15 protein-coding genes and 1 pseudogene are annotated in these 15,658 nt (G+C 38.3%); 3 read left to right on the plus strand and 13 right to left on the minus strand.

Annotated elements, in window-relative coordinates; genetic code table 11:
• Nucleotides 1–7: 7 nt before the first annotated feature.
• The 6 genes and pseudogenes from rplI to mnmA all read right to left on the minus strand — a co-directional run bounded on the left by rplI (nucleotide 8) and on the right by mnmA (nucleotide 6,897).
• The gene (gene rplI, locus FQT67_RS10545; protein WP_014612656.1) at nucleotides 8–460 is read right to left on the minus strand and encodes a 50S ribosomal protein L9; all 453 of its coding nucleotides are present in this window, start codon (nucleotides 458–460) and stop codon (nucleotides 8–10) included.
• Nucleotides 457–2,433: a DHH family phosphoesterase gene (locus FQT67_RS10550; RefSeq protein ID WP_046177458.1), complete on the minus strand. Its 1,977-nt coding sequence runs from the start codon at nucleotides 2,431–2,433 to the stop codon at nucleotides 457–459. The genes rplI and FQT67_RS10550 overlap by 4 nt, the downstream gene beginning before the upstream one ends.
• Before the next feature lie 90 nt (nucleotides 2,434–2,523).
• Nucleotides 2,524–4,422: a tRNA uridine-5-carboxymethylaminomethyl(34) synthesis enzyme MnmG gene (gene mnmG / locus FQT67_RS10555; protein WP_003055145.1), complete on the minus strand. Its 1,899-nt coding sequence runs from the start codon at nucleotides 4,420–4,422 to the stop codon at nucleotides 2,524–2,526.
• A gap of 51 nt (nucleotides 4,423–4,473) precedes the next feature.
• Nucleotides 4,474–4,922, minus strand: a pseudogene (locus tag FQT67_RS10560) (NUDIX domain-containing protein).
• A 213-nt stretch (nucleotides 4,923–5,135) separates the two neighbouring features.
• Entirely contained in the window at nucleotides 5,136–5,744 is a 609-nt protein-coding gene (locus tag FQT67_RS10565) for a MarC family protein (protein WP_003055111.1), read from the minus strand.
• A 31-nt stretch (nucleotides 5,745–5,775) separates the two neighbouring features.
• On the minus strand, nucleotides 5,776–6,897 hold the full coding sequence (gene mnmA, locus FQT67_RS10570) for a tRNA 2-thiouridine(34) synthase MnmA (protein ID WP_003055143.1): 1,122 nt from the start codon (nucleotides 6,895–6,897) through the stop codon (nucleotides 5,776–5,778).
• A 296-nt stretch (nucleotides 6,898–7,193) separates the two neighbouring features.
• Here mnmA and sdaAB point away from each other — a divergent pair, with 296 nt between their 5' ends.
• From sdaAB to FQT67_RS10585, 3 genes are read left to right on the plus strand one after another with little or no spacing between them, the layout of a single operon-like run.
• Entirely contained in the window at nucleotides 7,194–7,865 is a 672-nt protein-coding gene (gene sdaAB / locus FQT67_RS10575; protein ID WP_003055144.1) for an L-serine ammonia-lyase, iron-sulfur-dependent subunit beta, read from the plus strand.
• A gap of 11 nt (nucleotides 7,866–7,876) precedes the next feature.
• Nucleotides 7,877–8,749: an L-serine ammonia-lyase, iron-sulfur-dependent, subunit alpha gene (sdaAA, locus tag FQT67_RS10580; RefSeq protein WP_003055113.1), complete on the plus strand. Its 873-nt coding sequence runs from the start codon at nucleotides 7,877–7,879 to the stop codon at nucleotides 8,747–8,749.
• Nucleotides 8,750–8,774: 25 nt separating this feature from the next.
• The gene (locus tag FQT67_RS10585; protein ID WP_003055101.1) at nucleotides 8,775–9,422 is read left to right on the plus strand and encodes an HAD hydrolase-like protein; all 648 of its coding nucleotides are present in this window, start codon (nucleotides 8,775–8,777) and stop codon (nucleotides 9,420–9,422) included.
• Between the two features lie 62 nt (nucleotides 9,423–9,484).
• On the opposite strand, the gene FQT67_RS10590 is transcribed toward FQT67_RS10585, so the two are convergent.
• The 7 genes from FQT67_RS10590 to FQT67_RS10620 all read right to left on the minus strand — a co-directional run bounded on the left by FQT67_RS10590 (nucleotide 9,485) and on the right by FQT67_RS10620 (nucleotide 15,658).
• A complete protein-coding gene (locus tag FQT67_RS10590; protein ID WP_022555289.1) occupies nucleotides 9,485–10,099 on the minus strand; it encodes a transglycosylase SLT domain-containing protein in 615 nt (204 codons plus the stop codon).
• 185 nt (nucleotides 10,100–10,284) lie between these two features.
• Complete coding sequence (locus FQT67_RS10595) at nucleotides 10,285–11,085, minus strand: energy-coupling factor transporter transmembrane protein EcfT (protein ID WP_022555290.1); 801 nt, start codon at nucleotides 11,083–11,085, stop codon at nucleotides 10,285–10,287.
• Nucleotides 11,078–11,920 carry an energy-coupling factor ABC transporter ATP-binding protein gene (locus tag FQT67_RS10600; protein WP_003055138.1) on the minus strand — a complete coding sequence of 281 codons (843 nt, stop codon included), beginning with the start codon at nucleotides 11,918–11,920 and terminating at the stop codon, nucleotides 11,078–11,080. Before FQT67_RS10600 ends, FQT67_RS10595 begins: the two co-directional genes overlap by 8 nt.
• The gene (locus FQT67_RS10605) at nucleotides 11,896–12,735 is read right to left on the minus strand and encodes an energy-coupling factor ABC transporter ATP-binding protein (protein ID WP_003060711.1); all 840 of its coding nucleotides are present in this window, start codon (nucleotides 12,733–12,735) and stop codon (nucleotides 11,896–11,898) included. Before FQT67_RS10605 ends, FQT67_RS10600 begins: the two co-directional genes overlap by 25 nt.
• 2 nt (nucleotides 12,736–12,737) lie before the next feature.
• A complete protein-coding gene (gene pgsA / locus FQT67_RS10610; protein ID WP_003062173.1) occupies nucleotides 12,738–13,280 on the minus strand; it encodes a CDP-diacylglycerol--glycerol-3-phosphate 3-phosphatidyltransferase in 543 nt (180 codons plus the stop codon).
• Nucleotides 13,281–13,293: 13 nt separating this feature from the next.
• Complete coding sequence (locus FQT67_RS10615; protein WP_003061371.1) at nucleotides 13,294–14,325, minus strand: helix-turn-helix domain-containing protein; 1,032 nt, start codon at nucleotides 14,323–14,325, stop codon at nucleotides 13,294–13,296.
• 49 nt (nucleotides 14,326–14,374) lie between these two features.
• Nucleotides 14,375–15,658, minus strand: a complete 1,284-nt coding sequence (locus FQT67_RS10620; protein ID WP_012767684.1) for a pitrilysin family protein — start codon at nucleotides 15,656–15,658, stop codon at nucleotides 14,375–14,377.

A 15,658-nucleotide genomic window follows, 5' to 3' on the forward strand; every position in this document is an offset into this window, starting at 1 on the left:
TTGTCTCTTATGCTTCTGTGATAGTCAATTTAATCTCAGCTGTTACTTCCTTATGTAATTTCACAGGAACTTCAACCAAACCAATGGCACGGATAGGATGATCTAAAATAATATGACGTTTATCAACTTTTACCCCAAATTGCTTTTGCAATTCTTCTGAAATCTTTTTAGCTGTGATGGAACCAAATGTACGTCCATCTGGGCCAACTTTTTCTTGAAATTGAACACGTGTCTTGTCTTCATCCAAAATAGCCTTAATTGCTTGAGCTTCTGCTAAAATTTCAGCTTGAGCTTTTTCTTCGGCTTTTTGTTTTCCTTTTAATTCACCGATGCTTTGACTAGTTGCTTCTTTAGCTAAATTTTTCTTAATAAGGAAATTTTGAGCATAGCCTGTTGGGACCTCTTTGATTTCCCCTTTTTTTCCTTTTCCTTTAACATCTGCTAAGAAAATAACTTTCATGATTCCACCTCTCCTGTCTCTTTCATAGTACTATCAATAGTTTCTAATAATAACGCTTTAGCTTGGGGAAGGCTAATGTCTGTCAATTGACAAGCAGCCAAATTAAAGTGACCCCCACCTCCTAATTTTTCCATCACACGCTGAACATTAATCTTACTGCGACTTCTAGCTGAGATGGCAATCTTGTGTGATTCTGTTTCTACTAACACAAAGCTAGCTTCAACATGTGCCATTGACAATATGGTGTCCGCCGCTTTACTAGCAATCACATTGCTGTAAAGTTTTCCATTTTCACCTGCTGCCACAATAATACTGTCACCTAGACGCTGGCCTTGAAGGATAATTTCGTTGACTTGTTTATACTCATCAAAATCTGTTGCTGAGATAGTTTGAATCTCAACGCTATCACTCCCTTTGCTTCTTAAATAACTAGCGACATCAAAAGTTCGACTTGTGACACGTGTCGAAAAGTTTTTAGTATCAAGCATAATACCAGCCATTAGAACACTAGATTGAATTTTATTTAACCGTTTTTTGGCATTTTGAAATTGAATGAGTTCTGTCACCAATTCGGCTGCGCTACTTGCCCCACTTTCGATGAAGGTTAGAATAGCATTATCTGGGAAATCATCGTCCCTTCTATGATGGTCGACAACGATAACATCTTCGAATTGCTCATAAAATTCTTTAGACAGGGTCAGTGAAATTTTTGAGTGATCAACCATTACCAAAAGAGATCTTGGAGTTACCAAGCCCATGGCTTGTGAAATGCTAATGAGACGAGTTTTGCCGTCAGCTTGAAGACGTTCGATAGCTCTCTCAATATCTGAACTCATTTCATCCGGATTATACACCGCGAAACTATTTTCAATAATATTGCTTGCAAAAAACTGCATCCCAACAGCAGAACCTAAGGCATCCATGTCGAGTTTTCTATGCCCGACAATAAAGACATTGTCCACCATCTTAATACGATCTGAGATAGCTGTCATCATCGCCCGGGTACGTGTCCTAGAGCGTTTAACCGTTGATACAGAACCGCCACCAAAGTAAATAGGATTGGTGTGATCCGCATTTTCACGAATGACAATCTGATCCCCTCCTCGAACAAGCGCAATATTAAGGTTTTCAAGAGCCACTTGTCCAATTTGGCTATGTTTTTCTTCGCCAAATGAGATACCTATACTAAGGGTCAAGGGGCGCTGTGCTTCCTGAGCTTCTTTGCGAAATTCTTCTAAAACAGAAAATTTATCATCCATTAATGCTTTTAGGGTCTTAAAATCCGTAAAGAAATAATAACGGTCCATATTGACACGACGATAAAAAATCTGTTTTGACTCCATAAATTCGTCAATAAAATTCGCTACAAACGAATTAATCTTGGAGGTGTCTGCATCAGATAGATCATCTGTGAGATCATCGTAATTATCAACAGAGATAATGCCGACAACAGGTCTTAACATGCTAGCATCAGCAGATTGTCTATTGCCTACAAAACTATCAAAAAAGTAGAAAATTCCCGACGCGACGTCAATATAGGACGTGTACTTATTACCAGAAACTTCAAATGTCTGCGAAATGTCTCCTCGACGCTTTTCAGTGAGTATTTGTTGAATTAAATGATTCTGTAAAAGACCATCTTCTGTCGTAAAAATTAACTCGGCGTAAGGGTTATACCACTCAACGGCATTAGTTTCTTGATCAAACTGAACAACACCAACAGGCATTTTATCTAAAAGTGTTTTGAGATTATCTTCTGTCTGCTCATTTAATAATTCAATGTGATCTAAATCTGATAATTCGTAAACCTCTTTTTGGTACCAAAGAAGTGCAACAACAAATAGTAATACAAGAAAAATGACTGATAGGATCAGCATTTTCGACTGCATAATTCTAACGCAAAGCGCTAGCAATCCAAATAAAATCAAGCCCATCATAATTAAATGAATGGTTTCAAAACGAAATCTTTTCATTCTCTAACCTCTTAAGCTCTTATTATATCATAAAACAGCCCTGAAATACAGAGCTGTCGGTTGGTTTGAGGTTACAATTTCATGTCTGGACTAGGATTTACGACGCGCCTTACCATTTCCTTCTAAATAGACCATCAAAATGCTAATGTCAGCAGGGTTAACGCCCGAAATACGGCTAGCTTGACCAATCGTTTCAGGATTAATCTTTTTAAATTTTTGACGCGCTTCCGTTGCAATGGAATCAATAGCATCCCAATCAATATTAGCAGGAATTCTTTTTTCTTCCATCCGTTTCATCTTAGCAACTTGATCTAAAGCCTTACGAATGTAGCCTTCGTACTTGATTTCTGTTTCCAAAAGTTCAATGATTTTAGCATCTAAATCTTCTGCCGCAGGGCCAACAAAAGAAACCGCCGTAGCATAATCAATTTCTGGACGACGCATGAATTCTTTAGCAGTCATCGCATCGGTTAACGGTTTGAAGCCTAGATCTTGAACGCGGTCATTGGTTTCTTTAATCGGTTTTAACTTGATACTATCTAACCGTTTTAATTCGTTATCAAATTGGTTTTTCTTAATTTCAAAAGCGTTCCAACGGTCATCATCAACCAACCCAATATCGCGACCAATTTCTGTCAATCGCATATCAGCATTATCATGACGTAAAATCAAACGATACTCAGCTCGCGATGTCAACAATCGATAAGGTTCCAAGGTTCCTTTAGTAACCAAATCATCAATCATAACGCCAATATAAGCATCGCTCCGTTTCAAAATAAGTTCTGGCTTACCTTGAACTTTAAGGGCAGCATTAATTCCAGCAATAATCCCTTGGCCAGCAGCCTCCTCATAACCAGAAGTTCCATTGGTTTGTCCTGCTGTAAAGAGCCCAGAGATCAATTTGGTTTCCAGCGTGGCACGTAGCTGGTGAGGTAAAACAATATCGTATTCAATAGCATAACCAGTTCGCATCATTTCAGCCTTTTCAAGTCCCTTGATAGAATGAATCAATTCTTTTTGAACATCTTCTGGAAGACTCGTTGACAACCCTTGAACATACACTTCTTCTGTATCACGCCCCTCTGGCTCTAAGAAAAGCTGATGACGTTCTTTATCAGCAAAGCGAACAATCTTATCTTCAATAGATGGGCAGTAACGAGGGCCTACACCTTTAACAATGCCAGAAAACATCGGTGCTCTGTAAAGGTTCTGATTAATGATATCATGACTAGTTTGATTCGTATAAGTCAACCAGCAGGGGATTTGATCTTTGAGATAATCAGCATCTTTTGACATAAATGAAAAATGATTAGGTTTGTCATCACCTGGCTGAATTTCCGTTTGATCGTAATCAATAGAAGATGCTTTGACACGAGGAGGAGTACCTGTTTTAAATCTGCCAATTTCTAAGCCGAGTTTTTTTAAATTATCTGCTAAGGTTACTGATGCCAAACTATTATTAGGCCCAGAAGAATATTTGAGTTCTCCTAAAATAATTTCACCACGGAGGGCTGTTCCTGTTGTCACCACAACAGCTTTAGCCGCAAATTTTTGTCCTGTTGCTGTTAAAACACCTACCACTCGACCATCTTCCACTAGAATATCATCAATCATCGTTTGGCGAAGAGTCAAATTAGCCTGTTTTTCAACGGTATGTTTCATTTCACGCGCATACAGGGATTTATCTGCTTGAGCTCGGAGAGCGCGTACAGCTGGGCCCTTACCTGTATTAAGCATTTTCATCTGGATATAGGTTTTATCAATATTTTTACCCATTTCGCCGCCAAGAGCATCAATCTCTCTCACCACTATCCCTTTGGCAGATCCTCCAATGGAAGGATTACACGGCATAAAAGCCAACATATCAAGGTTGATTGTTGCCAATAAAGTTTTACAGCCCATACGACTAGTTGCTAAACTGGCTTCAACACCAGCATGACCTGCACCTATGACAATAACGTCATAGCTTTCTGTAAATTCATGTGTCATTTTTTCAAATCCTTTATTTCAGTCTATTCATTTAAAATCATACGCTTTAGTTTAGTCTTCAATGTGGACAATATGTCCTGGCCATTTAGCCAACTCGGTTTGTAAAAACTCAGGAACGAGATTAATTTGATCCAGCTGACTAATTGGAACCCATTCACACACCTGTTTCTTGGTATTTTCTATCATCTCAAGTTTAGGGTCTTCTAAGGGGCTTACCAAATAATGAAATTCAATATTATGCCAGAAAACATCATCGATATCAAAATGATTCTCAACCACAAAAGCCAGTTGATTAACCTTAGTTCGAATACCAACTTCCTCTAAGGTTTCACGTAAAACAGTTTCATGCGTTTTTTCACCTACCAAACTTGTACCACCAATGGTGTAATATTTGCCAGTTGCATCTCTGGTTAAAAAATCTTATCCTCTCTAATCATCAAAGCACTAGCTCTTAAACTAAAGATTATCTGACCTCTAGTCGTTCTAAAATCTAGTCCCATTCGTCACCTCATTTCTCGAACCAAACCATAAAAAGAGCCAAAACCCTAGAAAATTGCAGGATAAAAAACCTACAATATTCATGAGCTTTGACCATCATTGCTATTGTTACTATCTATTTTAAAAAATTCCTTGGTAATTGTCAATTCTACACGTTAGTTATTTATTGACACCTTTGTCAAGTAACTTAACAATTTTGTCAACAATTTGTCAAGTTACTTAAAAGCTCCTTGAATACCCATAATTAACATTTGCATCCCTATAGTTGTCAGAATAAGCCCCATCACCCGCGTGATAACAGCCATAATATTTTGACCTAAAAAACGAGCAATATCTTTGGCGCTTAGTAAAAGTAGGTAAGTCAGTAAACAAAGAAGCAAGAAAGCTGTCAAGGTTATGAGACGATGTTCCCAGCCTCCTTGAGATAAAGTGATAGCTGTAGCTATGGTACCCGGACCTGCAAATAGTGGCATAGCTAGGGGAGACACAGCAACAGCCGTTGGATCTGCTACTAACTCGTTTCCCACATGTTTCGCATCTGGTGAATGAACACCATTAATCATATGATAGCCTGTTAGAGCCACTAAAATACCACCTGCTATTCTTAAAGTAGCTAACGTGATACCAAATAAAGTAAACAGAACATGTCCTGTCATCACAACTATAGCTATAATAACAAATGCAATCGTTAAACTTTTACGAGCTATCCTTTTAGAAATAATCTGATCATCATCTGCTACCAAGGCAATGTAAGCTGGTAAATTGGATAAGGGATTCATAATCGCAAAAAAAGCCATAAAGGTCAATATAAATTTTGAAACCATTTCTAACGCCTCTTAATTCATGACTTCATTTTTAAATGTATTGACAAGGTTGCCCATCTCTATAGGCCATATCAATCATACCACCACCAAGACATTCTTCACCGTCATAGAAAACAACAGCTTGACCTGGAGTAATAGCACGCTGTGGCTCTGCAAAAACAACTTCTGCCTTGTCTCCTTTAACATGAACAGTAACCTTGGAATCGGGTTGACGATAGCGGAATTTAGCGGTACATTCTAATGTAAACTCTTCTGGCATCTCACGTGTAAAGTGAACAACAGAAGCATCAAGACTAGTTGACATCAGTGACTCATGATAAAAACCTTGGCCAACATATAAAATATTTTGTGACAAATCTTTACCGACCACAAACCACGGTTGATTGTCTCCTCCATGTTGACCGCCAATTCCAAGACCCCCACGTTGACCAATAGTGTAATACATGAGACCAGCATGTTCTCCCATATCACGCCCATCAACAGTCATCATCCGTCCTTTTTGAGCAGGTAAATACTGACTTAAAAAGGTTTTAAAATTCTTTTCTCCGATAAAACAAATGCCAGTTGAATCTTTCTTCTTAGCTGTTGCAAGCCCTGCCCGCTCAGCAATTTGCCTTACTTCTGGTTTTTGTAAATGTCCTAAAGGGAACAAAGTTTTTTGCAATTGTTTTTGAGATAATTGGCTTAAGAAGTAAGTTTGATCCTTACCATTATCAGCGCCACGTAGCATGTGAACTGTCCCATCTTCGTCTCGCTTTACTTGAGCGTAGTGTCCAGTTGCCACATAATCTGCCCCGAGTGTCATCGCGTAGTCAAGAAATGCTTTAAACTTGATTTCCTTGTTACACATAACATCAGGATTTGGAGTTCTACCTGCTCGATACTCAGCTAGAAAATACTCAAAGACCCTATCCCAATATTCTTTTTCAAAATTAACTGAGTAGTAAGGAATGCCAATCTGATCGGCAACTGCTGCTACATCTTTGTAATCTTCAGTTGCTGTACACACACCAAATTCATCTGTATCATCCCAGTTTTTCATAAAAACACCGATGACATCGTACCCCTGCTCCTTTAAAAGCAAAGCTGTCACAGATGAATCAACACCACCACTCATACCAACAACAACACGTGTGTTTGAGTTATCTGTCATAAAAAATTCTCCCATCAATTTTAAGATATAAAGAACACCGTAACGTTAAATGCGAAACAATTATTCTTCATTGTCAACAACGGACGATTGAAGGTCGTCGTTTTCAAAAGTCGATTTGAAGGTCGATTTTGAAGCATCCTTAGACGCTTAGACTATTATATCAGTAATTAGTCGGAACACCAATCATTTTATTGCTCAATAATTTTTTATTACAAAAATAATTTTTTATAATTACAAGAGTATTTTTAAACTTTTTTCTGTTATAATAAAAGTAGAAATAAAAAACGGAGTTGCCTATGAACACACAAAAATTTCAATCAGTTTTTGACATCATTGGACCAGTGATGATTGGCCCTTCAAGTAGTCACACTGCTGGTGCAGTTAGAATCGGCAAAGTTGTCCATTCTATATTCGGAGAAATTCCCGATGAAGTGACTTTCCATCTCTATAATTCTTTTGCAAAGACTTATAAAGGACATGGGACTGATAAGGCTTTGGTTGCTGGAATTATGGGAATGGATACAGATAACCCTGATATCAAGCGTTCTCTTGAAATTGCCCACCAAAAAGGCATTAAAATTTATTGGGATATTTTAAAAGATAGTAACGCTCCCCACCCCAATACAGTTAAAATCAGTGTTAAAAAAGCTGATAAAAGCATGAGTGTTACCGGTGTTTCCATCGGAGGGGGAAATATCCAAGTTACAGAATTAAATGGTTTCTCTGTCTCATTATCTATGAATACTCCTACCATTATTACTGTCCACCAAGATATTCCTGGCATGATTGCAAAAGTAACAGATATCCTATCTTCCAGTAATATCAATATCGCTACAATGAATGTTACTCGTGAATCAGCTGGTGAAAAAGCCATTATGATTATTGAAGTCGATTCTAGAGAGTGTCAAGACGCTGTCAAGTCGATTGCCAAAATTCCTAACATTCACAACGTCAACTTCTTTGACTAGAGAGGAAAGTTATGTTTTACACTATTGAAGAACTTGTCAACCAAGCTGACCAAGAATTTGGTGGCAATGTGGCGGAATTAATGATTGCCACAGAAATTGAGATGACCGGACGAAGTCGAGAAGACATCATTACAATCATGTCACGCAATCTAGAAGTTATGAAAGAGTCCGTTCAAAAAGGGTTGACGCCTACCAAATCAATCAGCGGGCTAACGGGGGGCGATGCCCTCAAAATGGAACACTACATCCAAGAAGGGAAGACACTGGCTGATACCACCGTTCTCACTGCTGTTAGAAATGCCATGGCTGTCAATGAACTAAATGCTAAGATGGGGCTTGTCTGTGCAACTCCCACTGCTGGTAGTGCTGGCTGTCTGCCAGCTGTCCTTGCCACAGCCATTGACAAGCTTAACTTATCTGAAAAAGAACAATTAGAGTTCCTCTTTACAGCTGGTGCGTTTGGTCTTGTTATCGGAAACAATGCCTCTATTTCTGGAGCCGAGGGAGGCTGTCAAGCAGAGGTGGGATCAGCATCTGCTATGAGTGCTGCTGCACTCGTCAAAGCAGCAGGTGGTACCGCTCATCAAGCCAGTCAAGCGATTGCTTTTGTCATCAAAAACCTATTGGGGCTTATTTGTGATCCTGTTGCTGGCTTAGTAGAGGTTCCTTGTGTGAAGCGAAATGCTTTGGGAGCAAGCTTTGCCCTCGTTGCAGCTGATATGGCTTTAGCTGACATTGAATCCCAAATCCCGGTAGACGAGGTGATTGATGCAATGTATCAGGTAGGTTCTGCTATGCCAACTGCTTTCCGTGAAACGGCTGAAGGAGGACTAGCAGCAACCCCAACAGGTCGTCGTTATAGTAAAGAAATTTTTGGTGAATAACATCTACTGATTTTAGGAGGGGACTTTGACAGCTATTTTATTTGATTTGGATGGGACTTTGGTTGACTCAAGTCCTGGTATATTAAATGCCTTTCAATATACTTTTAAACAAATGAATCACATCGTCCCAGATGCTAGCTTATTATCAACTTACATTGGCCCTCCTTTGGAAACAACTTTTAGAGCCTTTTTTGAAAATAAAGACCAAGTTGAACAAGCTATTTTACATTTTAGAGCATTCTACAAAGAATCTGGAATCTATCAAGTATCTGTCTACGATGACATCGAGACACTTTTAAGAACGTTAGTACAGGAAGGCTTTGACCTATATGTAACCACTAGTAAACATGAACCAATGGCTATCCAAATGTTAACCAATCTAGGTATTGCCGATTACTTTACAGGAGTCTTTGGTTCTACTTCTGTCCGTTACCATAAAGCCGATGTCATTCAAGCCTGTTTACAAACCATGTCAACATCAGCCCAAAATCCTATCATTATTGGAGACACCAAATTTGATATTATTGGTGGCAAACAAGCTAACCTTACAACAATAGGTGTGACTTGGGGCTTTGGTAGTCAAGAAGAGTTACAATTGAGTAAAGCTGATTACATTGTCAAGCAACCTCTCGATATTTACACTTTGCTCCAAAATCTGTCAACCTTAAGCTGAAACAATCAAAAATGACTGTCAAACTTACTGACAGTCATTTTTAGTTGTTATTTTTAATGAGCTTAATATCCCCAAGCTGATAAGCCTTGTGCACGGTAAGCATTCAAAGCGGAATTCACTTGATCTTGAACAGTTGCTGTTGATCCCCAACCTGGCATCGTCTGGAATAAACCTGACGCTCCTGAAGTATTCGCAGCACTTGGGTTACCATTAGATTCACGCGCAATAATGTGTTCCCATGTTGATTGTGGGACACCAGTTGCAGCTGCCATCTGAGCTGCTGCTTGACTACCAACCACACCAGCAGTATTTCCGTTAGAAAGAACAACACCACCTGAGCTGTAAGCTACTGGAGCTGCTGTATATTGAACAACTTGAGTTGTTTCTTGTTGAACAACCGGAGTTGCTTCTGCAGCTGGTGCTGCTTGCTCTGCTGCTGGAGCTGGCTCTGAAGTTGCCTCAGCCGATTCCTTTTTTGGTTCTTCTTTAACAGCTTCTTGACTAGTTTTTTTAGCTTTTTTTACTTTTTTGATAACCTTAGGCTCAGATTTCTTAGCGTAAGAATCTGTATCAACATTTTTGCTTGAAAATGCAAAAATAACTGCTAACATCGCAATAGCAACTGCGATAACCCCAAAACTAAAATAACGTTGTTTTAAATTTTCTTTTTTAAACATTCAATTAATACCTCACTTTTCTCCGTTATCCATAATAGCCTTTAATTATTACCTTGCCATTGAAGATATATTAAAATTATTACAGCAATATTTATATTACAAGAAGTTATCGGTATGAAAAGGCTCTCCCAATCTTCAAACAAAAATGGAAGAGCTTTCTTATTTATTTGAATGCTTTTGAACACTTATAAAGGATTTTTCAAGAAAAAGAGCAGGATACCTAAGATTAAAACTGAGCTCACTGCAAAACTATCTTTTAGTTGCCAATCTAGTTGACGGTATTTAGTACGATCCTCTCCTCCTTGATAACCTCTGGCCTCCATAGCAATAGCCAGGGCATCTGCTCTTTTAAAACTAGAAGCAAATAAAGGAATTAAAATAGGGATAATGGATTTCACTTTTTGAACCAAGTTTCCTTCACCGAAATCCACACCTCGCGCCTTCTGCGCATTCATGATACGGGTAGTATCATCCATGAGAGTTGGCACAAAACGCAAACTTAAGGACAGCATCAACCCAATTTCATGAGCTGGAACCTTGAACCTAGTTAAAGGTTTTAACAAGGACTCAACGGCATCCGATAAACTCAAGGGGGTTGTTGTTAGGGTAAGTAACGTTGAAAAGAAAATAATTAAAACAAAGCGCATAAAAATTAAAATCGCTTGACTGAGCCCTAAATCAGTGATAGTAATAATACCCAGACGAAAAATAGGTGAGCCACCTTGGGCGAAAAACATCTGAAATAGAGTCGTAAAAAGGATAATTCCAATCATTGGTTTAACCCCATTCAAAAAGAATGATAACTTGATTTTCGATAAGAAAACAACACCTAAGGTAAAACCCAACATCAATAGATTGGTCACCACATTATTCGCCCAAAAAATAATAATAATGTAAATGATCATTGCTGACAATTTACTTCTAGGATCCAGACGATGAATAAGGGAGTTACCTGGAATATAACGTCCCAGAATCAATTTATCCATGTCTAAGCACCTCCCTAAGCTCTTCTAAGGTAATAGGTAAAGAAGAAAGAGCCATTCCTCGATCAACAAGTCCTTGAGCGAATTTAGTCACTTTAGGAACACCCAGTTGTTTTTCCTCTAAGAAATGAACCCGTTGAAAAACAGGTTTTGGTTCTCCTGACAAAATTATTTTTCCCTCTTCCAGAACATACACAAAATCAGCATAGTTTGCCACATCGTCCATCAGATGAGTTACCAAGACAATGGTCATTCCTAGTTGATGAAGCTTTTTAAATAAGGTCATCAATTCCTTTCGACCTTTTGGATCCAGGCCTGCTGTTGGCTCATCCAAAACTAAAACATCCGGCTGCATAGCTAAAATACCAGCAATAGCTACACGTCGCATTTGACCTCCTGATAATTCAAAAGGATTTTTATCAAAAAGATTTTCTGAAATACCTACAAGTGCCAGCTTCTCACGCGCTAAAGCTTCTGCTTCTTCCTGAGAAACCCCAAAATTTTGAGGGCCAAAAGCAACATCTTTTAAGACAGTTTCCTCAAACAACTGGCTTTCTGGAAACTGAAACACTAGACCTACGTGCTTACGAACAGATTTGATGTCTTTATTTTTAGACTGATTTGTAATCTCCTGCTTGCCAACCCTAACAATTCCTTTAGTCGGAGTATGTAATCCATTCAACAACTGCATAATCGTTGATTTGCCAGAACCAGTATGGCCAATAAAGGCTGTATAAGACCCGTCTAAAATAGTTAAATCAATGTCAAAAAGGGCACGCCCTTCAAAAGGGGTCCCTGCTTGATAAGTATAACTTACATTTTGGAAATTAATTGACATAATTGGTTTTCTAATTCCTTTTCTGTGAGATAAGAAGCTTCAATTGGGTAACCTTCCTCTTTAAGCATCTGTACAACAGAAGCGGTGAAGGGAATATCAAGGCCCAACTGGAGAAGATCGCCGCCTCTTGCAAACAATTGTTCTGGCGTTGAGGCTGACTCCACTTGTCCATCTTTCATCACTAAGACGCGATCACTCAGAGCAACTTCATCTAAATCATGGGTAATGGAAATCACTGTTATCTGGTAATCTTCACGAATCGACTGAATAGTCCGAATCAATTCTAAACGTCCTTTTGGATCAAGCATACTAGTGGCTTCATCTAAAATAATGATTTTCGGCCTCATAGCAACAGCTCCTGCAATAGCAACCCGTTGTTTTTGCCCACCAGATAAGCGAGAAGGTTCCCTATCTTTAAAATCTTGCATACCTACGAGTTGTAAAGCCTGGTTGACACGCTCTTTCATCTCTTGATGGGCAATTCCTTTGTTCTCAAGCCCAAAAGCAACATCATCTTCAACTGTAGCTCCTACAAATTGATTGTCAGGATTTTGGAATACCATACCGATTTTATGACGAGTATCCCAAACGTTTTCTTCTGTTAGCAATTCACCATCTACAAAAATATCCCCTGAATCAGCTTCCAATAAACCATCAATGAGACGAACAGTCGTCGATTTTCCTGATCCATTATGACCAATAATAGACAACCACTCACCTTGTTTCACATGAAACGAAACCTGATTTAAGGTTGGTTTTTCCTGATTTGGATGGTAATGAAATGTAACCTGTTTGAGTTCAATAATATTTGACATGATTATTTAAAGGTATCCTTGAAGAGAAAACTTGCTCCTTTGAAGTAATCATAACCAGAATAAATGGTAAAGAAAAGAGCAACATAGAGAAAGACATTTCCTAATAATGTCCAGTGACAAAGCAAGAAAATGATAGACAACATTTGAGTTGTTGTTTTTATCTTTCCTGGCATAGCAGCTGCCAAAACTTCTCCACCTGTTTCAACAAGTAATAAACGAAGCCCAGTCACAGCCAATTCTCGACAGATGATAATAGCTGATACCCAAGCAGGCGCCAGACCCAGTCCAACTAACATGATAAAAGCACTCATCACAAGCATTTTATCTGCTAGAGGATCAGCAAATTTCCCAAAATTAGTAACAACACGCCACTTACGTGCAAGGTACCCGTCTAAATAGTCAGTTAAGCTAGCGACTGCAAAGATAATAGCTGCAAATACATGCCAGCTGAGTTCATTAGAAAAAGAGGTAACCAGGAGAAAGAGGGGAATCATTACAATTCGAATAAGGGTTAATAAATTGGGAATATTTTCTTTTTTTGTCATTTTCGTACCTTAATTATTGAATTTTAAATGTGATATAACTTAAATCAGTACTTGTTAAAGCAGATAAGTCAAGGGGTTGTCCGTCAACGGTTACAGACACGCCCTTTGTGATACCCAGTGTCAATAAAGACTCTGTTACATCAGCAGGTAAGGTTGCCGTATATGTCGGAGATTCTTGCGTTAGTGTAGTGCCACTCTCTCCAATTTCAGAATTAGTCAAGGAAATCCAACTACTTTCTGCATCTGTTAAGGAAACAGTGATGTCAACTGTTTCTTTCGATTTGGTAACTGTTGCTACCAAATAGTTATCTGCGCCTTCTGTTGTGATTTGAGTTTGAGGTTCACTTGAACTTTCTTTTGAAGCTGCTTTCGATTTTTTAGAAGCCTCAAGTAAAGCCATTTCAGCTTCTTTAGCACGCTGACCTTTTTCAAATTGTTTCCAGACACCAAAAAAGATAACCCCGACAATCGCTATAGCAACTAAACCTAAGATAAAAGCGGGTACTATTGATTTTTTAGAGTAATCACCATTGTCATAGCGTCTTGAACGTGAGACATTTGTCTTTTTAGGCACCAAACGATCATCACCTTTAAACTGACTGACAGCTGGTATAGCCTTTGCAGGGGTTTTAGAGTCCAAACCGACTGTTTTGACGGGAATAACCAATGTCTCCTGAGTTTTTTTAGGTGGCGTCGAGGTGTAATGAGGGTAAGGCATTCCACCAGTTGCCATTTTTTCTTGCAATCGCTTCTGACTTAGTTTTTCTTCGACAATTTCTGTTACTGATTTCGTATCACTCTTTTTTTTAGCATTCACTTGATAATGATAGCGGCGTTTTAAAGTAATGAAATCTAATTCCACAATATCGGCATAGTCTTTTAAATACTGGTCAAATTTCTCTTCTGGAATAATCTTAAATTGATCTAACTCCATTGCCAATAAGTAATGAGAAGAAATCCCTGTTTTGGATTCAATATCATCTAATGTGATATTTTTGCCAACACGCGATTCTCTTAAAACCTCACCAAGACTTTTTTCACTCATACGGGTACCTCAAAAATATTATAATAACTCCATTATAGCAGATTTTGAATTATTTTGGAAAGACAGTAAAATCGGAAACATCTGCTTCTTCAAAAAAGGCTTCCCCAATAACAAGAATATCTGTCAAGGTTATAGTCTCTATAATTCTTGGAAGATCAAAATAGGTTTCCTTATCAGATAAATAAAGGTTAAATTGACTCGTAAGATGATCAATAGAGTCTAAACTTTGAATAAAGTCGCCATACATTTCTTGTTTTAAAAGGGTTAAATGCTTATCTGTCAACTCTTGTGATTGCCTAATGTCTGTTAAACGACGGCGAATGTGATTTGACATAGCAATTGGTTCAGCCGTATCCAACGATATTAAAATAAATTGAAAATCATCTTGAATTTCAATTTCTATATCAAAGGAATCATCTATTTTCCCTTCTTCGTACCATTCATGGTAAGTTTTAGAAGTCCATCCTAGAAGCATGGCTAATAATAATTTTAAGGCCACACGGTAAGTTAATAGAGAATAGTTATCTAAAACGAGATGACCTCGGAAACCAACAACTAACTTAGCAGTGGCTACATCCATATCGATAGATGATGAAGGGATGACTGGATAATGGTGCAATTCTTCTACAATCACCATTTTTTCTTCAGAAGAAGGTAGAGCTTTTTGGAAAGTTTGGATAGCTGCAAAGATTTCGTCAACATCAATATCACCAATCACTAATAAACTCATATTAGAAGGGTGATAAAAATAGGAATGGTGTGCATCCAACAAAGCTTTTGTGATATCTTGAATTGATTCTTTTGTTCCTGCAATATCATTAGCTAGGCTAGTATCAGGAAATAAATTTTGCAAAATCCCGCTATAAGCACGGTAGTCAGGATCGTCCTGATACATGTCAATTTCTTGCTCTATAATTTTCTTTTCTCTGTTGACGGATTCATCTGTAAAGTGAGCAGAAAGGACAAAACTCTGAAGTAACTTGAGACCTTCTGAAAATGCCTTAGCAGTTGAAAAGAAGTAACTTGTCTTATCGAATGTGGTGAAAGCGTTTGTCTCTGCACCCAGCTGAGTGAATGCTAGAGAAATGTCCTCCCCTGTCTTATCTTCGAAAAGCTTATGCTCTAGAAAATGAGCAATCCCTTCTGGAGCAATAGTAGACTTGTCATCCACTGTCAACCTATTGTCAAGAGAACCAAAATCAACTGTCAACATAGCTGTCTTTTCCGAATAACCAGTTCTCTTTATGAAATAAACTGTTAATCCATTTTCTAATCTACCATAGTAAAGTGTCTCGTCAATATTAGGGTAATCTATCTTTACTAGTTTTGTCAT

Origin of the sequence: Streptococcus sp. NCTC 11567 (assembly GCF_902141215.1) — a bacterium.
Classification (GTDB): domain Bacteria; phylum Bacillota; class Bacilli; order Lactobacillales; family Streptococcaceae; genus Streptococcus; species Streptococcus dysgalactiae.